The sequence below is a fragment of the Veillonella sp. R32 genome (genome assembly GCF_010093125.1).
Lineage (GTDB): Bacteria > Bacillota > Negativicutes > Veillonellales > Veillonellaceae > Veillonella_A.
Genome location: NZ_NMZQ01000011.1, coordinates 12,741 through 33,416, shown reverse-complemented (window position 1 = coordinate 33,416; position 20,676 = coordinate 12,741). Strand labels below are relative to the sequence as shown.

At 40.5% G+C, this 20,676-nt stretch carries 18 protein-coding genes and 3 tRNA genes; 17 read left to right on the top strand and 4 right to left on the bottom strand.

Annotated features, from left to right (window positions below):
* Positions 1–6 precede the first annotated feature (6 nt).
* Positions 7–657: a hypothetical protein gene (locus VER_RS03040; protein ID WP_162099411.1), complete on the top strand. Its 651-nt coding sequence runs from the start codon at positions 7–9 to the stop codon at positions 655–657.
* 180 nt (positions 658–837) lie between these two features.
* Here VER_RS03040 and VER_RS03035 read toward each other — a convergent pair whose 3' ends face one another.
* Positions 838–1,605, bottom strand: a complete 768-nt coding sequence (locus VER_RS03035; RefSeq protein WP_162099410.1) for an ABC transporter permease — start codon at positions 1,603–1,605, stop codon at positions 838–840.
* A complete protein-coding gene (locus VER_RS03030) occupies positions 1,598–2,254 on the bottom strand; it encodes an ATP-binding cassette domain-containing protein (protein ID WP_162099409.1) in 657 nt (218 codons plus the stop codon). Before VER_RS03030 ends, VER_RS03035 begins: the two co-directional genes overlap by 8 nt.
* A gap of 244 nt (positions 2,255–2,498) precedes the next feature.
* Between VER_RS03030 and VER_RS03025 the strand changes: the two genes are divergently transcribed.
* The 4 genes from VER_RS03025 to VER_RS03010 all read left to right on the top strand — a co-directional run bounded on the left by VER_RS03025 (position 2,499) and on the right by VER_RS03010 (position 7,091).
* A complete protein-coding gene (locus VER_RS03025; protein WP_162099408.1) occupies positions 2,499–3,314 on the top strand; it encodes a nitroreductase family protein in 816 nt (271 codons plus the stop codon).
* Between the two features lies 1 nt (position 3,315).
* Positions 3,316–4,536 carry a threonine ammonia-lyase gene (gene ilvA / locus VER_RS03020; protein ID WP_162099407.1) on the top strand — a complete coding sequence of 407 codons (1,221 nt, stop codon included), beginning with the start codon at positions 3,316–3,318 and terminating at the stop codon, positions 4,534–4,536.
* A gap of 107 nt (positions 4,537–4,643) precedes the next feature.
* Positions 4,644–6,071, top strand: coding sequence for an amino acid permease (locus tag VER_RS03015; RefSeq protein ID WP_162099406.1), 1,428 nt, complete (start codon positions 4,644–4,646; stop codon positions 6,069–6,071).
* A 216-nt stretch (positions 6,072–6,287) separates the two neighbouring features.
* Positions 6,288–7,091, top strand: a complete 804-nt coding sequence (locus VER_RS03010) for a MetQ/NlpA family ABC transporter substrate-binding protein (protein WP_162099405.1) — start codon at positions 6,288–6,290, stop codon at positions 7,089–7,091.
* 165 nt (positions 7,092–7,256) lie between these two features.
* Here VER_RS03010 and hydA read toward each other — a convergent pair whose 3' ends face one another.
* Positions 7,257–8,651 (bottom strand): dihydropyrimidinase, encoded by a 1,395-nt coding sequence (gene hydA, locus VER_RS03005; protein ID WP_162099404.1) that lies wholly within the window; start codon positions 8,649–8,651, stop codon positions 7,257–7,259.
* A gap of 253 nt (positions 8,652–8,904) precedes the next feature.
* Between hydA and speC the strand changes: the two genes are divergently transcribed.
* The 11 genes from speC to VER_RS02950 all read left to right on the top strand — a co-directional run bounded on the left by speC (position 8,905) and on the right by VER_RS02950 (position 17,732).
* Positions 8,905–11,109 (top strand): ornithine decarboxylase, encoded by a 2,205-nt coding sequence (gene speC / locus VER_RS03000; protein ID WP_162099403.1) that lies wholly within the window; start codon positions 8,905–8,907, stop codon positions 11,107–11,109.
* Between the two features lie 43 nt (positions 11,110–11,152).
* Positions 11,153–11,725, top strand: a complete 573-nt coding sequence (locus tag VER_RS02995) for a TIGR01440 family protein (RefSeq protein WP_238390119.1) — start codon at positions 11,153–11,155, stop codon at positions 11,723–11,725.
* A 16-nt stretch (positions 11,726–11,741) separates the two neighbouring features.
* Complete coding sequence (locus tag VER_RS02990; RefSeq protein ID WP_162099402.1) at positions 11,742–12,197, top strand: DUF3290 family protein; 456 nt, start codon at positions 11,742–11,744, stop codon at positions 12,195–12,197.
* 7 nt (positions 12,198–12,204) lie between these two features.
* Positions 12,205–12,849: a DUF421 domain-containing protein gene (locus tag VER_RS02985; protein WP_162099401.1), complete on the top strand. Its 645-nt coding sequence runs from the start codon at positions 12,205–12,207 to the stop codon at positions 12,847–12,849.
* 32 nt (positions 12,850–12,881) lie between these two features.
* Positions 12,882–13,199 carry a hypothetical protein gene (locus VER_RS02980; protein WP_162099400.1) on the top strand — a complete coding sequence of 106 codons (318 nt, stop codon included), beginning with the start codon at positions 12,882–12,884 and terminating at the stop codon, positions 13,197–13,199.
* 37 nt (positions 13,200–13,236) lie between these two features.
* Positions 13,237–13,992: an exodeoxyribonuclease III gene (locus tag VER_RS02975; RefSeq protein WP_162099399.1), complete on the top strand. Its 756-nt coding sequence runs from the start codon at positions 13,237–13,239 to the stop codon at positions 13,990–13,992.
* 302 nt (positions 13,993–14,294) lie between these two features.
* Positions 14,295–15,551 (top strand): Glu/Leu/Phe/Val dehydrogenase, encoded by a 1,257-nt coding sequence (locus tag VER_RS02970; protein WP_162099398.1) that lies wholly within the window; start codon positions 14,295–14,297, stop codon positions 15,549–15,551.
* 255 nt (positions 15,552–15,806) lie between these two features.
* Positions 15,807–15,882, top strand: a tRNA-Asn gene (locus tag VER_RS02965).
* A gap of 2 nt (positions 15,883–15,884) precedes the next feature.
* A tRNA-Glu gene (locus tag VER_RS02960) sits at positions 15,885–15,959 on the top strand.
* A 4-nt stretch (positions 15,960–15,963) separates the two neighbouring features.
* Positions 15,964–16,039, top strand: a tRNA-Val gene (locus tag VER_RS02955).
* A 139-nt stretch (positions 16,040–16,178) separates the two neighbouring features.
* On the top strand, positions 16,179–17,732 hold the full coding sequence (locus VER_RS02950) for an LPO_1073/Vpar_1526 family protein (RefSeq protein WP_162099397.1): 1,554 nt from the start codon (positions 16,179–16,181) through the stop codon (positions 17,730–17,732).
* Positions 17,733–17,907: 175 nt separating this feature from the next.
* Here the strand turns inward: VER_RS02950 and VER_RS02945 are convergent, their stop codons facing one another.
* Positions 17,908–18,624 (bottom strand): Crp/Fnr family transcriptional regulator, encoded by a 717-nt coding sequence (locus tag VER_RS02945; RefSeq protein WP_162099396.1) that lies wholly within the window; start codon positions 18,622–18,624, stop codon positions 17,908–17,910.
* Between the two features lie 211 nt (positions 18,625–18,835).
* Between VER_RS02945 and hcp the strand changes: the two genes are divergently transcribed.
* Entirely contained in the window at positions 18,836–20,407 is a 1,572-nt protein-coding gene (hcp, locus tag VER_RS02940; protein ID WP_162099395.1) for a hydroxylamine reductase, read from the top strand.
* Positions 20,408–20,676: the final 269 nt, after the last annotated feature.

The window sequence follows — 20,676 nt, the reverse complement described above, 5'->3', positions numbered from 1 at the left end:
CTTAATATGAAACGATATATTACCTATATGATGATGGCCTTAGGCTTAGTAATTATGTTTATCCTTACGGGCTGTGGTGGAAATTTGGGAAACTCACAAGATTTTTCAGGTACATGGGGATATGTTCAGACACCAGTTACAACAAATAATGATGAGCTTAATTATGAGTACAAGCAGGATAGAATTTATGTAGTAACTTTTGAAAAGACTAGTGATCATACGTATACATCTAATTTTAGAGAATATAAATATGACTATAAAGGGAGTAAATTTTTAAATAGAGATGAGTATGAGCGAGGTGATCGGTGGATAACCTTTTTTACGCCTGATGGGCCGAATAGACAAGGTTTATTGCCTAAAGTTGAGCCAGCATATGAGTTTAGACAAGTCGCTCATGATATGAGAGATACTACTTTTACAGAACGTGATGGCGTGTTATATGTTGATGAAAATGGACTAGAGTATAACTATGATAAAGATAATGATACTTTAGTAAGCGGGAAAACAGTATTACATCGCATTAAAGATGGCGACATTTCTACGTTAAAAGAAGAAGTACAACAACATATTAAAGACTATTATCAAAAAGCCTATGTAGATACTAAGAAACGTGAGATTCCTAATATTATCTTTACGGATAGAGATGATAGTAAATAAGAAATATAAATTTTCTTTTTCTCATTGTGTTTTTAGTATAGCGAATACAATATAAATACAGTATAAATGCAGTAACAAAATAAAAAGGATAGTGCGTCAGTATGTACCTGAGTTCGTAAGAATATAGGTATAACTGATACACTATCCTTTTATTGATTTCATACTATAGATTAGTTGTACTTAAAGCTGGTTTCGTTCGTTCCATAAGGTTCTGGCGCCAAAGTATAATAGGCAGAATGAAGAGAGACATACCGTCGTACAATTTGCCACCATTATTGTAATTTGGTATAATACTGCTTCGTTCGGTAATGCACCGGCTAAGATTTGGCCTGTCATCATGCCTGGTAAGGCGATGATACCCATGCCAACCATAGAATTCATGGTTGGTAAAAAGGCGGTTTCTAGTGATTTAGTAATGAAAGGGTGTAAAATTTTAGCTGGTGGAGCACCGATATTGAGGAGCACCTCTATTTGTTGGCGGTGGCTATCTAAATTTTCTTTAAAGGCTTTTAAGGCTAAGGTAGCGCCATTCATGGTAGCACTGACGAGCATACCACTAATTGGAATTACATATTGTGGGGTTAAAATATCTTTACGAATAACGCAAAGAAGCATAAATAAAGTAATGGCCACACAGGTACCGATGACAGAAAGGGCTGTTATCCAACGAAACTTAGGGTTGAGCCAAGGATTTTTACGAAGCGTGCGATATACGGCAAAACCAATCATGAGAGATAGAGAGGCCAAAATAAACAGAGGTGAAGGATTTTCAAAAATATATAATAATACATAGCCTGCTATAATTAGCTGTACTGTCATTTGTAAGGTACCAAGAATTAAAAATTTAGTTTGGGGAATCTTACAATACGTGAAAATGCCTGTAATGAGTAATAGCAGAATATAAATCGATAGAAAACCACCTAGTTGCATGGAGATAGATTCAGTCATGATAGGCCTCCGTTGTTTCAGTTACATCATAGCGTCCTTTTAACACTATGAGTTGGTCATTGAATTGAGGATATAAATTATCATCATGGGAGATGACTAGCGTAGTTTTACCTAATTCATTCATGTAGGCTTTCATACGTGAGAAGAAGGTAATGGCGGTCGGTGTATCTAAAGCGGCGCTTGGTTCATCCCACATGTAAAGGTCTGCATCAAAAGATAGCATAATCGCATTAAAGACACGTTGCCGTTCACCGCCCGATAGTCTCCTTACATCTTGCTTGGCGGTAAATGGGGTGGCTGCAATATGTAAATACATATTCATAGCTTTTTCGTCAGGGGCCAATGTATTGCGATAGGCATGGAATTGTTTGAAATTATCTTCGATGGAGCCATCAAATAAAAAGACTTGTTGATTGACTAGGAGCACTTTGCGCCGTAAGGACAGTGTATCCATAGTGGCAATATCAGTACCTTCAAAATAGATGGAACCTTGTGAAGGATCTAAGGTACCATTGAAAAGGCGAAATAAAGTGCTCTTACCGCAGCCGCTAGGGCCTTGTAAAAAGGTCATACTGCCTTTTGGGAGGGCTATATCAGGATAGTAAATCATATTTTGAAATACTAAATCTTTTGTTGTTAAAATGTTCATGGTGATTCTCCTTTCATAGTTATTGTAAATGATTTTTCAAAAATCATATAGAGTTAATACTAATCCATTTAGACCTAGTTGGTCGTTTTGGTGATGATTAGGCACAGCCTATTTTCAAAAGTAATGCATGAAATGACTTGAGATAATATATTCTATAAGACAGGAAGAGTGTTCATATAGGGTATACAAATTTGAAATTTAGGAGTATAATTTAGGCGTAGTAATACGAATGGAGGCAAGTATAATGAGTTTTTCTGTGCGTACAGATGTATGTGTACAGTGTAACATGTGTGTGGCAGAGTGCCCAACAGGATTGTTAGTGATGAAGGAAGATGGGCCTGCAGCAGGTCGTGGGAGTTGTATCTCTTGTGGACATTGTGTAGCAGTTTGTCCTACAGAGGCGATTGATTATTCAATTACACCTCGTTCGGAGCAGTTACCAGTAGGTACGTATACCGTACCTAGTGCAGAGGAAGCGGAAGAATTTTTACGGTATCGCCGATCCATTCGTACATTTAGCGATAAGCCAGTTTCAAAAGAATTGCTTACGAGATTACTCAATGTAGCTCGTATGGCACCGACCGGCTCCAATAGCCAAGGCATTTCATATCGAGTCATTCAAAACGAAGACACATTACATGCTATTAGCGAAGCCGTTATGGACTGGATGAGCGCACTGGGGAAAGAAAATAGTCGTATGCGGATTTATGCGTACAATGCAAAACGGTATAATCGAACAGGACGTGACTTTATTTTGCATAAAGCACCTACGTTAGTATTAGCCATATCTAAGGACAAAATGGAGGACCGTGGTCGCGACAATGGTCATTTTGCTCTTACCTATGCGGAATTGATGGCACCTTCATTGGGCTTAGGAAGTTGCTGGTCTGGTTTTGTAGAATATTGTGCGCAAACGGGATATAAACCATTGTTAGATATATTAGGTTTAACAGATGGGTATAGGGTAGCAGGGGCTATTATGGTGGGATATCCTAAATATAAATATCGCTATATGCCAGAGAGAGAACCGTTGACAGTTTATTTTGATGAGGAGGATTAGCATGTCAACAACATTAGTTACTCTGGACATGGTTAAAGAAGCACAGGAACGTTTAAAGGGCGTAGCACAGCGGACTGCTATTATGCAGTCTACGTCATTAAGTGAGCGTTGTGGCTGTGAAGTTCATTTGAAAATGGAAAATTTCCAACGGACTGGGTCCTTTAAGTTGCGTGGTGCATATAATAAAGTGGCATCTTTAACGGAAGCTGAACGAGCACGTGGTATTGTGGCATCTTCGGCGGGAAATCATGCGCAAGGGGTGGCTTTAGCGGCTAAAGAATATGGCTGTAAAGCTACGATTTGCATGCCTTCTAATGCACCAATTGCCAAAATTGAAGCTACTCATAGTTATGGAGCCGATATTGTATTAGCTGGCGATTTTTATGCAGATGCGTATGAAAAAGCTTGTGCTTTAGAAAAAGAAAAAGGTTTTACGTTCTGTCATCCTTTTGATGATCCTGTGGTAATTGCAGGTCAAGGGACGATTGGTCTTGAAATACTAGATGAATTGCCTGATACAGATGTGATTGTAGTGCCTATCGGTGGTGGCGGTCTTATTTCTGGAATTGCCGTAGCAGCCAAAGCAATTAAGCCAGAGATTCGTATTATTGGTGTGCAGACCCAGAATATGCCTTCTATGCAACAATCCGTTGAAGCTGGTAAAGTGACTACGGTGCCAGCTTTGAAAAGTCTAGCAGACGGCATTGCAGTCGGTACGCCAGGTAATTTGACGTTTGACATTGTTTCAAACTATGTGGATGAAGTAGTTACTGTTAGTGAAGCGGAAATTGCAGAGTCTATTTTATTCTTGTTGGAACGTGTTAAAACGGCTGTGGAAGGGGCCGGCGCTTGTCCCGTAGCGGCGTTGATGAACAATAAGATTGATCAGTTAGACGGTAAGAAAGTCGTCGCTTTGGTGAGCGGTGGTAACATTGACGTGAATATGATTGACCGCATTATTAATAATGGTCTGGTAAAATCGTGGCGTCGAGCTTATTTTGACATTGTGGTACAAGATAAACCGCATGTATTGTCTACAATTACAGGCCTTGTATCAGATAGTAATGCCAACATATTAAGTATTTATCATGATCGTAGTCAACGTGATATTGAAGTGGGCTATGTACATGTGGCGCTTGAAATTGAAACGATGAATGAAAAACATGTGCGTGATTTATTAGCAACCTTGGCAGACCATGGCTTCCCAGCCGTGTTGCGCTAATAAAATAAGCATGGCTCAAACTTTGTGGTATGAGTCATAGTAAGTTGGGTAGTGTTTAGGGAGATGACTTTGAGAGTATTAACTAGATAGAGTAGGAGTAAAAAAATATGGAATCGGGAAAAAGTTTAGAACGTAATTTAAAACCCCGTCATGTTGAAATGATTGCCCTCGGCGGCACTATCGGGGTAGGCTTATTTATGGGATCGGCTAGTACGATTCAAACGGCGGGACCTTCGGTTTTATTATGTTATGCTTTAACCGGAGTGGTTATGTTCTTGATTATGCGCATTATGGGTGAAATGTTATATTTGGAACCGGTGCCAGGCTCGTTTGCTGCCTATGGGTATCGTTATATTTCCCCGTATGTAGGCTTTATTACCGCGTGGTGTTATTGGTTTATGTGGATTTCCGTAGGGCTTGCGGAAGTAACGGCCGTTGGCATTTATATGAGTTATTGGTTCCCAGAATTGCCACATTGGATTTCAGCATTTGTAGGGATGGCTATTATTGTATCGGCTAATGTTGCATCCGTTAAGTATTATGGGGAATTTGAATTTTGGTTTGCCCTCATTAAAGTAGCGACGATTGTATTTATGCTTGTCGTGGGTATGATGATGATTCTCTTCGGCTTTGGCAATGATGGCGTTGCAATTGGCTTTTCTAATCTGTGGGCCCACGGGGGCTTTATGCCTCATGGTTGGGGAGGTATGTTAGCAGCCATGTGTGTGGTAGCGGCGGCCTTCCAAGGGGTTGAATTGGTTGGTATTACTGCTGGGGAAGCACAAAATCCACGACATACGCTGGTAAAAGCGGTAAAAAGCATTGTATGGCGTATTTTAATTTTCTACGTAGGTGCTATTTTTGTTATTCTTTGTATTTATCCTTGGAATGAATTAGGTTTTGTAGGTAGTCCTTTTGTGCAGACGTTCCAACGGGTAGGGATTGCTAGTGCAGCAGGTATTATTAACTTTGTAGTATTAACGGCTGCTTTATCCGGTTGCAACAGTGGTATTTACAGTTGTGGCCGTATGTTATATACGTTGGCTAAAAATGGCCAAGCACCTAAGATATTTGCTAAATTATCTGATACGGGCGTGCCTCGCAATGGTATTTATGTATCTATGGTATCCTTGTTATTTGGGGTAGTACTCAACTATTTAATTCCAGACTCAAAATTATTCTTATATATTTATAGTGCTAGCGTATTCCCGGCCATGGTTTCTTGGTTTGTATTGGCGGGGGCGCAACTTAAATTTAGAGAGCGCTGGGGTGCTGAGATTATGGCACAGCATCCATTTAAGTCGCCTTTATATCCGTATTCTAATTATTTCTGTTTAGCTTTTTTAGTATTGGTAACTATTGGCATGATTTGGAATGAAGATACTCGTGTATCGCTTTTAGTGGGGTGGTTATTTATTGCCATTATTACGGCCTTCTATTATGGCTTAGGTATGAATAAACGACCAATTGTACATGAAGAGTATATCCATGAAGATGGCTTAGGTGCTGAAGGGGCCTTGGCAGATAGAAAGTAATAGACCTAATATAACAACCTCATGAGATAGATGTGTATATTTTCTGCTTATGAGGTTGTTTTATGTCCTCTTTGTATGGTAGGATAATACATAAGTTGATTCGATTTGGGGATTTTTAGAATCAATGGCTTATGTGTTAGATATATCGTTTCACCATAATTGGAAACGAATATCTTTGTTTTATTGTGTAGTCATAAGGAGAGAGAGGTCATACACATGAAATTGAAAAAATTATTAGCCCCTTTATTAGTGGGCGTATTGGCGCTGGGGATTGCTGGCTGTGGTAGTGATAGCGGGTCTAAAGAAATTCGCATTGGTGCTACCGCTGGCCCTCATGCAGAAGTGGTAGAAGCAGTGGCTAAGGAAGCAGCTAAAGAAGGCATTAATGTTAAGTTAGTTGAATTTTCCGACTATGTAACACCAAACAAAGCCTTGGCAGATGGTGACTTAGAATTGAACAGTTATCAGCATGTGCCTTTTATGGAAAACTTTAACAAACAGAATAATGCCCATTTAGTATCCATTGGTAAAACAATTTTAATGCGCATGGGTTTATATAGTAATACGGTTAAAAATATTAATGAAGTACCAGAAGGGGCTGTTGTAGCCATTCCTAATGATCCCACGAATGGTGGCCGTGGTCTAGCTTTATTGGCTAAAGCAGGTCTTATTACATTAAAAGAGGGTGTAGGGTTTAAGGCAACATTAGCTGATGTGACTTCGAATCCTAAAAATCTTGTCATCAAAGAATTAGAAGCGGCTCAATTGCCTCGCAGTTTAGATGATGTAACGTTGGCAGCCATTCCTATGAACTATGTTATGAGTGCAGGTATTGATGTAGCTAAACAAGGGGTGTTCTTAGAACCAAAAGATGAGCCTTTGGCAGTTATGAACTTAGTAGCTCGTGAAGCGGATAAAGATAATCCAACGTATAAGAAAATTGCGGAACTTTACCATTCCGAAGCCGTTAAAAAATTCATTGAAGAAAAATTTAAAGGAACGATTATTCCCGCTGAATAGAATGGAAGGATTATTCTAGCCAAATAGAAAGGAATAATTATTCTAGCCAAATAGAAAGGAATGATTATTCTAGTTAAATAGAATAGTAACAAATAAAAAAAGGAGTTGTAAGATCGCCGTGGGCGTTGGTTCTTATAACTCCTTTTTGTCATATTTATGGGGGCGCTATAGGGCCATAGGCTGGCGTTTGATTAGCTGTCCATAGCCAGCTTTACCAGTAAAGGTATTGCCATTGGCAATGAGGTGACCTCGTAGGAATACGCTGGCTATTGTTGCTTTGACAGTCATTCCTTCGTAGGCCGAATAGCCACAAGTGCTATGTAAATTAGGGGCCGTCAACGTACGGGTTTCATTAGGATTGAAGAGGACTAGGTCCGCATCATAACCAAGCTGAATGTCACCTTTATGAGGCAGGCCAAAGATAGTAGCTGCATTGGTAGCCGTTACACGAACAAATTGTTCTGGTGTGAGTCGTCCTGTTAAGACGCCTTCGCTAAAGAGCAAGGGCATTCGTTCTTCCACCCCTGAAATGCCACCAGGGCAACGGCGAAAATCGTTTACATAGGCTTGTTTTTCGGCGATAGTGAAAGGGCAATGGTCAGTAGCTACTACTTGGATATCACCGTTTTGCAAGCCCTCCCAAAGGGCCACTTGATCAGCTTTTTTACGGAGCGGTGGAGCTAACATATATTTGATACCTTCTAAAGGGCCGCCATCACTGAATTTAGCATCCGTAAGGAATAGGTATTGGGGACAGGTTTCTACGAAAATATGCTGCTGTTTTGTGTCACGAGCTAGTTGCACTTCGCGTAGACTCTCTTTAGCCGATAGATGCACTAGGTAGATGGGGGCATCACCGACTGCTTTAGCAAGGCCTAGCACATTAGCTACACTTATGCTTTCGGCTACATTGGGGCGCGTAGTAGCTTGTCCTAAAGGGATTAATTCGTTCGCCTTTAAACGATTGCGGAGCGTATTGGTTATTACATCATTTTCTGCGTGTACAGTAAGGAGACCACCACTATTTTTTAGCTGTTCTAAAATAGCGAATAGTTCGGCATCATGCATGGGTGCGCTATACGTTGTATAAGCCTTGAACGAAGGAAACCCTTCCTTCGTAATGAGATCATTAGCTTCACCTAGAATTTCTTTATTTATATGCTGAAAGACGCCATGAAAACTATAATCAATGGGGCAGTTTTTAGCTAATTTTTTATAGACTTCAAATTGATGATGTAAGTCGCAATCAGTAGGGCCAAAGGCCATGTGATCAATAATCGTCGTGGTGCCACCACAAGCAGCAGCAACGCCTCCCTGATAGAAATCATCGCAGGCACGGTGATTAGGGGATTGCTGTAAATCAAAATGCGTGTGTGGGTCGATGCCGCCAGGCACTACATAATGGTCGGTAGCATCTATAATTTTATAGGAGGCGTCAACTGTTTGCCGTGCTTTTTGTGGTGCCGTTAGGGCTGTAATAGTAGAGCCAGTTATGACAATATCTCCTTTAAAATGTTGGGAAGCAGTACAAATTAAACCATTTTCGATGATATAGTTCATGCCAACAGGCCCCTTTCGTATAAAAGAAAATTCTAAAGCATATATGATTATTTTGATTGGCTAATATATTGGTATTGAAATCTAATATACTATTATCATACTCTTTTTGACAAGGAAATCCTAGGGGCGAGTATTTCAATTTTGCATACCTTTAGAAATAGAGAATTATCCTTAAATAATAGCGTATCTATAGGGAAATAAGGTATAATAAATAGTAAGAATTTGGGAGTAGTTTTATCAAAGGAGGTTTTATATGTCCCTTTTAAAAGTGGCTATTTCTGAACAAGCGGAAGCAGTAGTAGGGGTGCTTACGAAGCGCCCAGTAATTCGTCCAACAGCAACGGACTTTACCGATGTAGGGGCTGTGCTGATTGGCGATTGTGAAATTGATACCTTAGCTAATACGCCAGTTAAGGCCTTTGATATTCCTGTATTTGTAGTGCGTACGGGCACCGGCATGGAAGGGTTGACACCGGAGCAAGTGGCCAAAGCAGAAGATACAGTGTTACGAGATGCCTATGGTATTTTAGATAGTGAGCCGTCAGAGCGGGAGTTTTATGCTCGTCGTGTTGAAACGGCTATTTTAAATTATGAACATCGGTCCTTGCCGCCCTTTTTTAGAACCTTGCGTCGGTATGTAGAAACAGGCAATTCACAATTTAATTGTCCGGGTCATCAAGGGGGGCAATTTTTCCGCAAACATCCAGCAGGTCGTGCCTTTTATGATTTCTATGGTGAGAATATTTTCCGTAGCGATCTATGTAATGCGGATGTGCAGTTAGGTGATTTGTTAATTCATGAAGGGTATGCCCTAGATGCGCAAGAACATGCGGCACAAGTATTTAATGCGGATAAGACGTATTTTGTGTTGAATGGCACATCTACGTCGAACAAAGTGGTATTAAATGCCTTGCTGGCACCAGGCGATATTGTGCTATATGACCGGAATAATCATAAATCTATTTCTCATGGTGCTTTAGTACAGGCTGGAGCGATTCCGGTGTATTTAGAAACCGCGCGCAATCCCTTTGGTTCTATTGGAGGGATTCCAGAAGCTTGCTTTAATGAAACAACCTTACGTGAGCGCATTGCCGAGCGGGATCCTGAAAAAGCAAAGGCCCCACGGCCTATTCGCTTAGCGGTCATTCAGTTAGGCACTTATGATGGAACGATTTATAATGCACGGCAAGTAGTGGATGCGATAGGTCACTTATGTGATTATATTTTATTCGACTCGGCGTGGGTTGGGTATGAGCAGTTTATTCCTATGATGAAAGATTGTTCCCCTTTATTGCTTGAATTAGGGCCTGAGGATCCTGGTATTATTGTGACACAGTCGGTGCATAAGCAACTAGCAGGCTTTTCACAAACCTCACAGATTCATAAAAAAGATGGTCATATTCGCGGGCAAGAGCGCTATGTGAATCAAAAACGCTTTAATAATGCTTTTATGATGCATGCCTCTACTTCGCCGTTTTATCCTCTATTTGCGGCTCTTGATGTGAATGCTAAGATTCATAGTGGCGACGGCGGTCGTGCCTTGTGGCAGGATTGTGTCGCGGTGGGTATTGAAGCACGCAAGACGGTGTTGCGGAACTGTAAATATTTACGACCTTTAGTACCACCTATGGTCCATGGCAAACCGTGGGAAGAAGGCAAAACAGTCGATATGACTCAAGATATGGCGTATTTTGCCTTTGAACCAGAAGCGAGTTGGCATTCTTTTAGTGGCTATGGAAAGGGACAATATTTTATCGATCCTTGCAAATTCCAATTAATTACGCCAGGCATTAATATGGAAACGGGGGCTTATGAAGACTTTGGCATTCCGGCCACTATCTTGGCTAATTATTTGCGAGAACATCAAGTGGTGCCTGAAAAATGTGATTTGAATACTATTTTGTTCTTGCTGACACCAGCTGAATCATATACGAAAATGGATGCTTTAATTGCTAAATTGTTGCGATTTGAACAATTGATTGAAGCTGATGCACCGATGCAAGAGGTCTTGCCCACGGTATATGCTATGAATATTGATAAGTACCGCGGCTATACGATTCGCCAACTTTGCCAAGAAATGCATGATTTTTACAAAGCGCGTAATGTGAGTCAATTACAACAGCGCTTGTTTCAAAAAGAATACTTTCCTACATATGTAAAAACACCGCAAGCGGCTAATATTGATTTTGTCCGTGGTTATGGTGAATTAGTACCTATTGCTGATTGCGTGGGACGCATGGCTTTAGAAGGGGCACTACCGTATCCGCCAGGTGTAATTTGCGTGCAGCCAGGAGAAATTTGGTCTGTTACAGCACGGGATTATTTTATGGCTCTTGAAGCGGGGATAAATGAATTACCTGGATTTGCACCAGAGCTGCAAGGGGTGTATATTGAAAGAGACGACACGGGGTATCGACGGGCGTATGCCTATGTACTACGTGAAGATAGACAGCTATAATGCAGGCTGTCTATGAATAATTAAATTATGAGGAAGAAGGGATATGATGGCATTACCTAAGGAAGAGTTAGCGGTAATTAAAGATGCTGTCACGGCGGCCGTGACTGAATTGGTTACAGTGGGGCGCCTGACAGCTGGTGATGTACTGGTTGTAGGTTGTTCTACCAGTGAAGTGCGGGGGGCACGGATTGGAACTGACTCGACTACAGAAGTAGGGCAGACTATAGTGGCCGCTCTTTTACATGTATTACAGCCTAAACAGATTGCCTTAGCCGTGCAATGTTGTGAACATTTAAATCGAGCGCTAGTCGTTGAAAAAGCAGTAGCGAAGGACCATGGTTGGCCTATCTGCAATGCAGTACCTCAGTTACATGCTGGTGGTGCTACGTCTATGGCGGCCTTTGCCCAATTTACAAAACCTGTGGTAGTAGAGTCTATTCAGGCTGAAGCGGGCCTTGATATTGGTGATACTTTTATTGGTATGCACTTACGGCCTGTGGTGGTACCGGTGCGATTACAGGTGAAACAAATTGGCGAGGCTCATGTGACGGCGGCGCGAATTCGCCCTAAATATATCGGCGGCGCACGAGCGGTCTATGATGAGTCCCTAATGTAGTAGAGGTGAAGGTAGTTTGAATTTTTATACGTATGCTTATATTGTGCAACAAGGGCAATTTAATGCGCTTATGCAATATGGCTTGTCTTTTTTGTTATTAGTAGCGCTCCTATTAGTGAGCATTCAATTTATCCGACATCGGCTGAATAGTCGCTATCGTGATTTAACCATTTTGTTATCCTTAATCATAGTCTTTGTCTTAGGAATTCGTTGGAGTGAATATGATTCGTCGCTTAAAAACTCGGAAGAAAGTAGCCGCATGGCGAATTTCGTAGTGACTGTTTCTGAGCGCTTGGGCGTATCTAAAGAGGCTATACGGGTCAATGCGTTGCATTTGAATGAAGATGTTATCATCAATGTAGGTAATCGGTTTTATCGGGCCCAATTTACTAAGAACTTTGAAGCCTATTCACTAACTCAAGTCCATATGATTGATTCGCAGATAAAAGTAGTGGACATAGCGAAGGAGTAAGACGATTATGATAACTGGTTATACGCTCATTATGATTAAATTAATCTTGGGCATTTTGTGTTTAGTTTTTCAGATTAATTTGATGGGGAAAGGTAACTTAGCGCCTAATTCAGCCATTGACCAAGTACAAAACTATGTGCTGGGTGGCATCATTGGTGGGGTTATTTATAATGATGCCATTGGGGTTTTACAGTTTTTATTAGTTTTGATTGGTTGGACGATTGTGGTGATGGGCCTTCGTTATTTGTCAGCCTATAATCATCATGTGAAACGCATGGTCGACGGCAATCCAGTGAATGTTGTTGATTATGGTAAAGTACAAGTGGAAGAATGTATGCGCAATGGTGTGAGTGCTGGTGATTTACATTTAAAATTACGCGCAGCCGGTGTTAGTCGTGTAGGCGAGGTAAAGCGCGCCGTTTTAGAACAGAATGGACAATTAACAGTTGTTAAATATGGGGAAGACACCGTCCATTATCCATTAATTGCGGATGGGCAAGTGGATGAAAACGTGTTATCCTTAGTAGAAAAGGACCGCTCCTGGTTGGACTCGACAGTGGCGGAACAAGGCTATTCTATATCCGATGTGTATATGGCTGAGTTAGTTAAAGATGAGTTAGTCATTACTCCTTATGCTAAAGAAGGACGTTAATGAATAAGGGGCGATGCTGAGAGGAGCTATTTATGGCTAGTTTACAGCGTGCGTTGTTAGTGGTTGCATTTTTATATATTTTGTATCATATCTATTCCTATGGTGTGACAACCACCAATATGATTGCTATTGTTTTATTAGTGTTGTCGTTCTTTTTAGAAGTGACGCGTAAATCGCGACGAGCTAAATTAGAGGCTTATTTTGCTCGTAAAGAAGCCGAGTTAGCAGCTAAAGAAGCAGCTGAAGCGGGTGTAGCTACGAAAGGACAAGAGGATACAGTTCAGGTTACTCATGAGGGGCATACAGCCCAAGGCACTATGAACAACCAACATAAAGCAGTGTCAAAGTAGTTATTATAGATGTGTAGGTGACTGAAAGGAGTCTTGCATGAAATTAATTTCTTGGAATGTTAATGGCTTACGGGCTGCCGTAACCAAAGGATTCATGGAAAGTTTTGAAAAATTAGATGCTGACATGTTTTGTCTGCAAGAGACTAAATTACAGCCTCATCAAATTGAATTAGAATTGCCCGGTTATGAGCAGTATTGGAATAGTGCGGTGAAAAAAGGCTATAGTGGTACGGCTATTTTCACACGTCATAAACCAATTCAAGTAACTAATGGAATTGGTATAGAAGAACATGACCAAGAAGGTCGTGTGATTACGGCCGAGTTTGAAAATTTCTATTTAGTGACTTGTTATACCCCAAATAGTCAACGCGAATTGGCGCGTTTAGCCTATCGTATGACTTGGGAAGATGCATTCCGTCAATATTTATTGGCATTAGATGAGAAGAAGCCTGTCATTCTTTGTGGTGATCTTAATGTGGCTCATGAAGAAATCGACTTGAAAAATCCAAAAACGAATCGTAAAAATGCTGGCTTTACTGATGAAGAACGAGCTAAAATGACGGAACTATTAGGGTCAGGTTTTACGGATACGTTCCGCAAATTATATCCTGATGTAACAGATGCGTATAGCTGGTGGTCTTATATGGGCAAAGCCCGTGATAGGAACGTAGGATGGAGAATTGACTATTTTATTACCTCGGCACGTCTTGATGATAAAATCGTGGAAGCCCGTATTCATCCTGATATTTTTGGCAGCGATCACTGCCCAGTAGAATTGGACATTAATCTATAACCAGTGAGCGGTCTTGATTTATACTCTATAGAATGGGCAAAAAAGGTATTCTTTATAGAAAAATATCTATATTTAATTGTCATATGAAGTGACCATATGGAGAGGTCTAGCTAATAATTATTAGCTAGACTCTTTTTGTTTCCTGCTATAACGAGGTTATGCGTAATAGTAATAGGAAAAATGAAAATTATGAAAAATGAATGGTGAATATGTGTTCTCTGTGTTATAGTGTTAACAGGATATAGATTAGTTTGTATTGAACTAGTGAGTTTATTGTGTACACGCAATAAGGAGAAACGATTATGGCAAATTATAATCCCTACGAAAACATGCTTAACACACTTGACGAAGCGGCTCAAAAACTTGGTTTAGAGCGCAACGATTATGAAGTAATTCGCCATCCAGAACGTGAATTGCAAGTAGCGATCCCAGTTCAGATGGATGATGGTCATGTTGAAGTATTTAGTGGCTATCGTACCCAACATAGCACTATTATGGGTGCTGCTAAAGGTGGCATTCGTTTCCATCCTGATTCCGATGAAAATGAAGTGCGTGCTTTGGCTGCTTGGATGACAATTAAAAACTCTATTGCTCACCTTCCTTATGGTGGTGGTAAAGGCGGTATTAAAGTAGATCCTAAGAAATTGAGCCAACGTGAATTAGAACGTTTAACTCGTGGCTTTGTGCGTAAGATCGCTCCTATCATTGGTGTAGATACTGACGTACCAGCACCAGATGTTAATACGAATCCACAGATTATGGCTTGGATCGTTGATGAATTCTCTACATTAAAAGGCGTATGGTCTCCAGGAGTTGTAACTGGTAAACCATTAGCTGTTGGCGGTTCCTTAGGCCGTAACGAAGCAACTGGTCGCGGTTGTATGTTTACGCTTAAGAGTTATCTTGAAAAGAAGGGCAAAAAAATGTCTGACGTGACTATTGCCGTTCAAGGTTTCGGTAACGTAGGTAGCGTAGGTGCTTTATTGATGCATCGCGAAGGGGCTAAAGTAGTAGCTATTGGCGACGTTCATGGTTCTATTTATAACGAAAATGGTATCGACGTTAAAAAAGCATATGAATATGCTAACTCTCATGGTCGTTCCTTGGAAGGCTATGAAGAACCAGGCATGAAACGCATTCCAAATCCAGAATTATTATTACTCGATGTGGATGTATTATATTTGGCTGCCCTTGAAAATCAAATTAATGGTGGCAATATGAAAGAAGTTAAAGCTAAAGCTATCTTAGAAGGTGCTAATGGTCCTACTACTAATGAAGCTGACTTATACTTCTTTGAAAAAGGTATCGATATTATTCCTGACGTATTAGCTAACGGCGGTGGTGTTGTTACTTCTTATTACGAATGGGTTCAAAATAAAGCTGGTTTCTATTGGGATGAAGAAGAAGTAAATACTCGTCTTGAAAAAAATATGAAAATGAGCTTTGAAGAAGTATGGGCTATGCAACAGGAATACAAAGTATATCCTCGTTTAGCCGCTTACATGGTAGCGTTAAAACGTTTAGTTGATGCTAGCAAACTTCGTGGCTTTAATGGTTAAGTTTTTTATGTACCCTGACGTACATACTATAGAACGCTTAGTATAACTGTCTAACGTAAGCCTAGCAGATAGGGGCTCTTTAAATGATATAAACTAGAAGTATACTGTGCGCGACAGCGGCTAGGAAAGTGATGCCTAGCCGCTTTTTATGTGCTCTTAGCTGTAGTTTGAGAGCCTTTTGAGAAAATCTGAAAAATATATAAAAAAAGTACTTGCATTTACTTTGATTTTAGTATAGAATATCTCTTGTACCATTCCTCGATAGCTCAGTCGGTAGAGCAATCGGCTGTTAACCGATCGGTCGTAGGTTCGAGTCCTACTCGGGGAGCCAGTGGCCCGTTGGTCAAGCGGTTAAGACACCGCCCTTTCACGGCGGTATCGGGGGTTCGATTCCCCCACGGGTCACCAATATGGACGATTAGCTCAGCTGGGAGAGCGCCTGCCTTACAAGCAGGATGTCGGCAGTTCGATCCTGTCATCGTCCACCACTGATTAGCGAGTTCGCAACGGCGAGCTCGCTTTTTATTTTATTATGTAACTTCATTGGCTAATACGGTAAGATGTGGTAACATAAAAGAATAATATATAGCTATTATAGAGAAGCAAAAGCTTAGCAGGAGGAATAAGATGTCTGCATATATCCCATACTTAGTTGTATTAGGCGTAATTGTAGTCTTTTTTTTAGTATGTTATTTAGTATTCCGTGATAGTGGCAAACGAGAAGTACCACCAACGGCTACGGATTCGGTGGCGAATACTGATTATTACAAACGCAAGCGACGTGATCATGGCGCAGCGTATTATCGGGAAGAAAGTGAAGCCGCAGTAGCTGGTGAAACCACGGAACAGGAAATGGCAACGACTTTTGTGCCTTTATCTAAGGAACAAGTAGGATCTGAATTCGAACAAGCTATGGAAGAACCGGCGGCTACGACTTTTAGTAATGATTTTAAATCAAGTGCGAGTGAAAGCCGTTTAGGGGATGACATTGTATCCGATTTAGATATGACTAAACCCATGCTTAAGATTCCTACGGAGCCAAGCAGTACCGTTGATCCAGAAATGGAATTAACCCGCCGTATTCAGCGTGTAGTGCCAGCCGCTGTTGAAGGGGCTGAAGCCGCTGATGATGCAACGCGAATCATTCCGGTTGTGCGTGATACGCCAGCTAAAGAGTTACATACAGCGTATAATCAGAGTAGTGGCCACAAAGAACCAGAGTTATCTGATTTAATTTCTTTAGGGACGAGCCATTTTATGAACTCTTTTGGTGCTGTTAGTGCAAGTACGAAGGAACAAGTATTGGATATTACCACGACGGCTTTTGAACGTTTAGGCATTACGGAAAGTGGCGAATTGCAGGCTTTACTAGAAAATATTGTTGTCCAAGAAGCGTTACTTTGCATGCAAAAAGCGTATGCTACGACACCTACGGCCTGGATGAAAGAAACTGCCATTGAAGCTTTTATGGATGTGGTACAGGAACCTAAATCGAGTACCCCATACTTAGTGGCGTTTGATGCACTTCGTATTTTACCACATTTGCAATTAGGGCATTTCCAGATTATGGCCTTAGCCTTATTATTGCAATATTCTCGTAACTCTAACAACTACAGCTTAGAACATTTACAGCATTATGTAGATAAGTATATTGAACCTTTTTTATCAGATTTGCCGCGGGAAGAGTCCATGTATCGCCAACTAGACTACTTGCGTTGTTCCACGGCAGAATCAGAGCGCAATACATTCTGGGATATTATGGTTCATTCCTATCCTTTAGTATTTGCTTATGCAGGGTTTGATAAAGAGGAATTGTCGCGTGCTTTGCGTGGACATGCCTTAGATGGCCGTTATGTGGTGAAGAGTATTAACTCTCCATTGTTAAAATTAGCTGTGGTAGATGAAGGATTAGCAGCTCGTTATTTCCAATTAGCTCGTATAGATAATCCAGAAATTCAACAACATGTGTTGGCCTTGGCTACTAGTAAACCAGTTAATTTTACACAAGCAGATAAGAAGCTGGTATTAGAGCATATTTCGCCAGTATTGCCAAAAGTGGCTGATATTTATGATGCGATGCCATTGAGTCACACCAGTCTTACTTTATTAGGCCTATACTTAGGGCGGGCTCATGTAAAAGTGACGATTGGGGAAGAATTCGATTTGTCCCCTTGGTTTTAAGATAACAGAATATAGGTAAGAAGGTAGGTGCTACCTCCTCCATAGAAGAAATCCCTTGTCATTAGCTGAGAGTCGGCTAGTGACAAGGGATTTTAATATGGGGTGAGAAAATTTGTATTTTGTCTTACAACCCTATTTTGTAAATTGGGGCTAGGGCGGGTTTTGCTTGAGAAGGTTAGAAACTGTATTCGCTAATAGCAGATAAGTCCAGTAGTTTTACTTTTTTGCCTTCAAATTCGATAATCGCTTCATCTTGCAAACGTCCTAATTCACGACTTAGTGATGTACGGGATACATTGAGTACATCGGCCATTTCTTGTCGGTTGTGAGGTAAGCTAATGGGATTTTGTTTTTGTCGGCGATATAAATCATCAAAGTAGGCGAAAATCCGTTCGCGCATGCCTTTTAAGGATAGGTAGTGAACCTTACGGGTTAGGGCCAATGCCTTTTCAGACATGTCGTGTAGCAAATTAGTAAGAATTTGCTTTTGACAAGTATCACAATGATTAAAGGAATTAGTGAAAGCCGATTTTGGTAAAAACAAAACTTCGCTATCTTTAGTAGTTTGGATAGTGGCAGGCCAATTCGGCATATCGGTAAACAGTAACGCTTCGCCAAACATGGCAGAGGGGGTAAGCTCGGTCATGATGGTGCGCTGGCCGAGTACGTTTTCACGGGTTAAATGAGCACGACCTGATAACAATAAGCCCATGCCCTCCATAGGTTCGCCGGCAATGGCGATAAAACTATTCTTTTTGAAGGACTTGATGGTCAAGTCAGGGGAGCTTAAGAACAATCGCAATTGTTCTTCTCCTATATGACGAAATAAGGCGCTACTACTTAATGTTGTTAAATGTAGGGAAATAGTATTATTAGATAATCCGATACTCATAGAAGCCTCCTTAAGATAAAATTTTTGTAAATGTTGCCATAGCTACCGTTTTTCAACTACAAGTATAATATACTTTACTTGTAGTTACAAATAAACAACTTGCATATGGTTATATTTTCAAGGTAGTACAGCAAGTGATGTATATGGTTAGACTATTCTTAATAGGATAAGAAAGTGTCGTATCGGGTGAGTCCCGAAGAAGGAGGCTAATATGAGTATGTTTTGTTTCCAGTGTGAACAGTCTGCAAATCCAGGTGGTTGTACCGTACAAGGCGTATGTGGTAAAACCGCGCCAGTAGCAAACAAACAGGATGAATTGACATCCGCTTTGATTGGGTTAGCACGTGCTTGTGATGCAAAAGGCGCATCTGCTAAAGAATATCAATTATTAAAACAAGGCTTGTTCATGTGTGTAACAAACGTTAACTTTGACGAAGAACGTGTACAAGAGTTCATTAATCGTGTAGAAGCGGCTCGCACTGCTATTGATGCAAGTGCTCAAGATTTTGATTGGGAAGCTCTTTGGGTAGGGGAAGAAGATATCATTTCCTTGCGTTCTACCTTACTCCTTGGCATGCGCGGTATGGCAGCGTATGCTTGGCATGCATCGGTATTAGGCTATGATGATGCTGAAGTAGATGCTTGGTTTGTAAAAGGTCTTGTAGAATTTGCTAAAGATCACAGTGCTGATGAATGGTTAGCTTTATTGATGGAATTTGGTCATGTGAACTTGAAATGTATGGCCCTTCTTGATTCAGCTAATACAGAAAGCTATGGTACGCCAGTACCTACCAAAGTGCCTTTAACAGTAGAACCAGGTCCTTTCATCGTAGTAACTGGTCATGATTTACATGATCTTAAAATGTTATTAGAACAATCTGAAGGTAAAGGCGTTAATATTTATACGCATGGTGAAATGTTACCTTGCCATGCATATCCTGAACTTAAAAAATATGCACACTTAAAAGGTAACTTTGGTACTGCTTGGCAGAACCAACAGAATGAATTTGATGGCGTACCAGGTGCGTTCTTATTCACGACTAACTGCTTAATGCCACCTCGTAAAACGTATGAAGATAATATTTTCACTACAGACATGGTTGGTTTCCCAGGTCTTAAACACGTAGAGGCTAATGAAGATGGCACTAAAGATTTCACAGCTGTTATTGAAAAAGCATTAGAACTTGGCGGTTATACAGAACCTCAAGAATTTACTGGTATTAATGGCGGTCATGAAGTAACCACTGGTTTCGGTCATGGTACAGTGCTTAGCATTGCTGATAAAGTGATTGATGCTGTTAAAGCAGGCGCTATTAAACACTTCTTCTTAGTAGGTGGTTGCGATGGTGCTAAAGTAGGCCGTAACTACTATACTGAATTTGTAAAACAAACACCAAAAGATACCGTTGTTCTTACCTTAGCTTGTGGTAAATATCGATTCAACGATCTTGAAATTGGTGAAATCGGCGGCATTCCTCGAATGCTTGATATGGGCCAATGTAATGATGCTTACTCTGCTATTCAAGTAGCCGTAGCCTTAGCTGGTGCTTTTGAATGCGATGTAAATGATCTTCCATTAACTTTAGTATTGTCTTGGTACGAACAAAAAGCGGTATGTATCTTGTTAACCTTATTAGCTTTAGGTATCCGCAATATCTATATTGGACCTACTTTACCTAAATTCTTATCCAGCAATGTATTGGGTATTTTGGTTGAAAAATTCCAATTACATCCAATTACTACACCAGAAGCGGATATGAAAGCTATTTTAGGCAATAATTAATGTGTTAGAATAGGCTAATTGTCAATCGATTTTGTAAGATTGTAGTCCATTAGCTGGCTAAAGGATAACAAAAACAAATAAACGCATAGTAACCCCCTCCTAGGAGGGGGTTATTTTTGTATTTTGCATAGACATTTTCAACTTGTTTGTCTATACGGGATACTCTGCATAGGCTATGAATAGGCGGTTTACAGGGAAATTGAGAACGAAATAAATATGACATGCATAAAAAGTATAGAGTTGTCTATTCTGTAAAAACAATCTGTGGT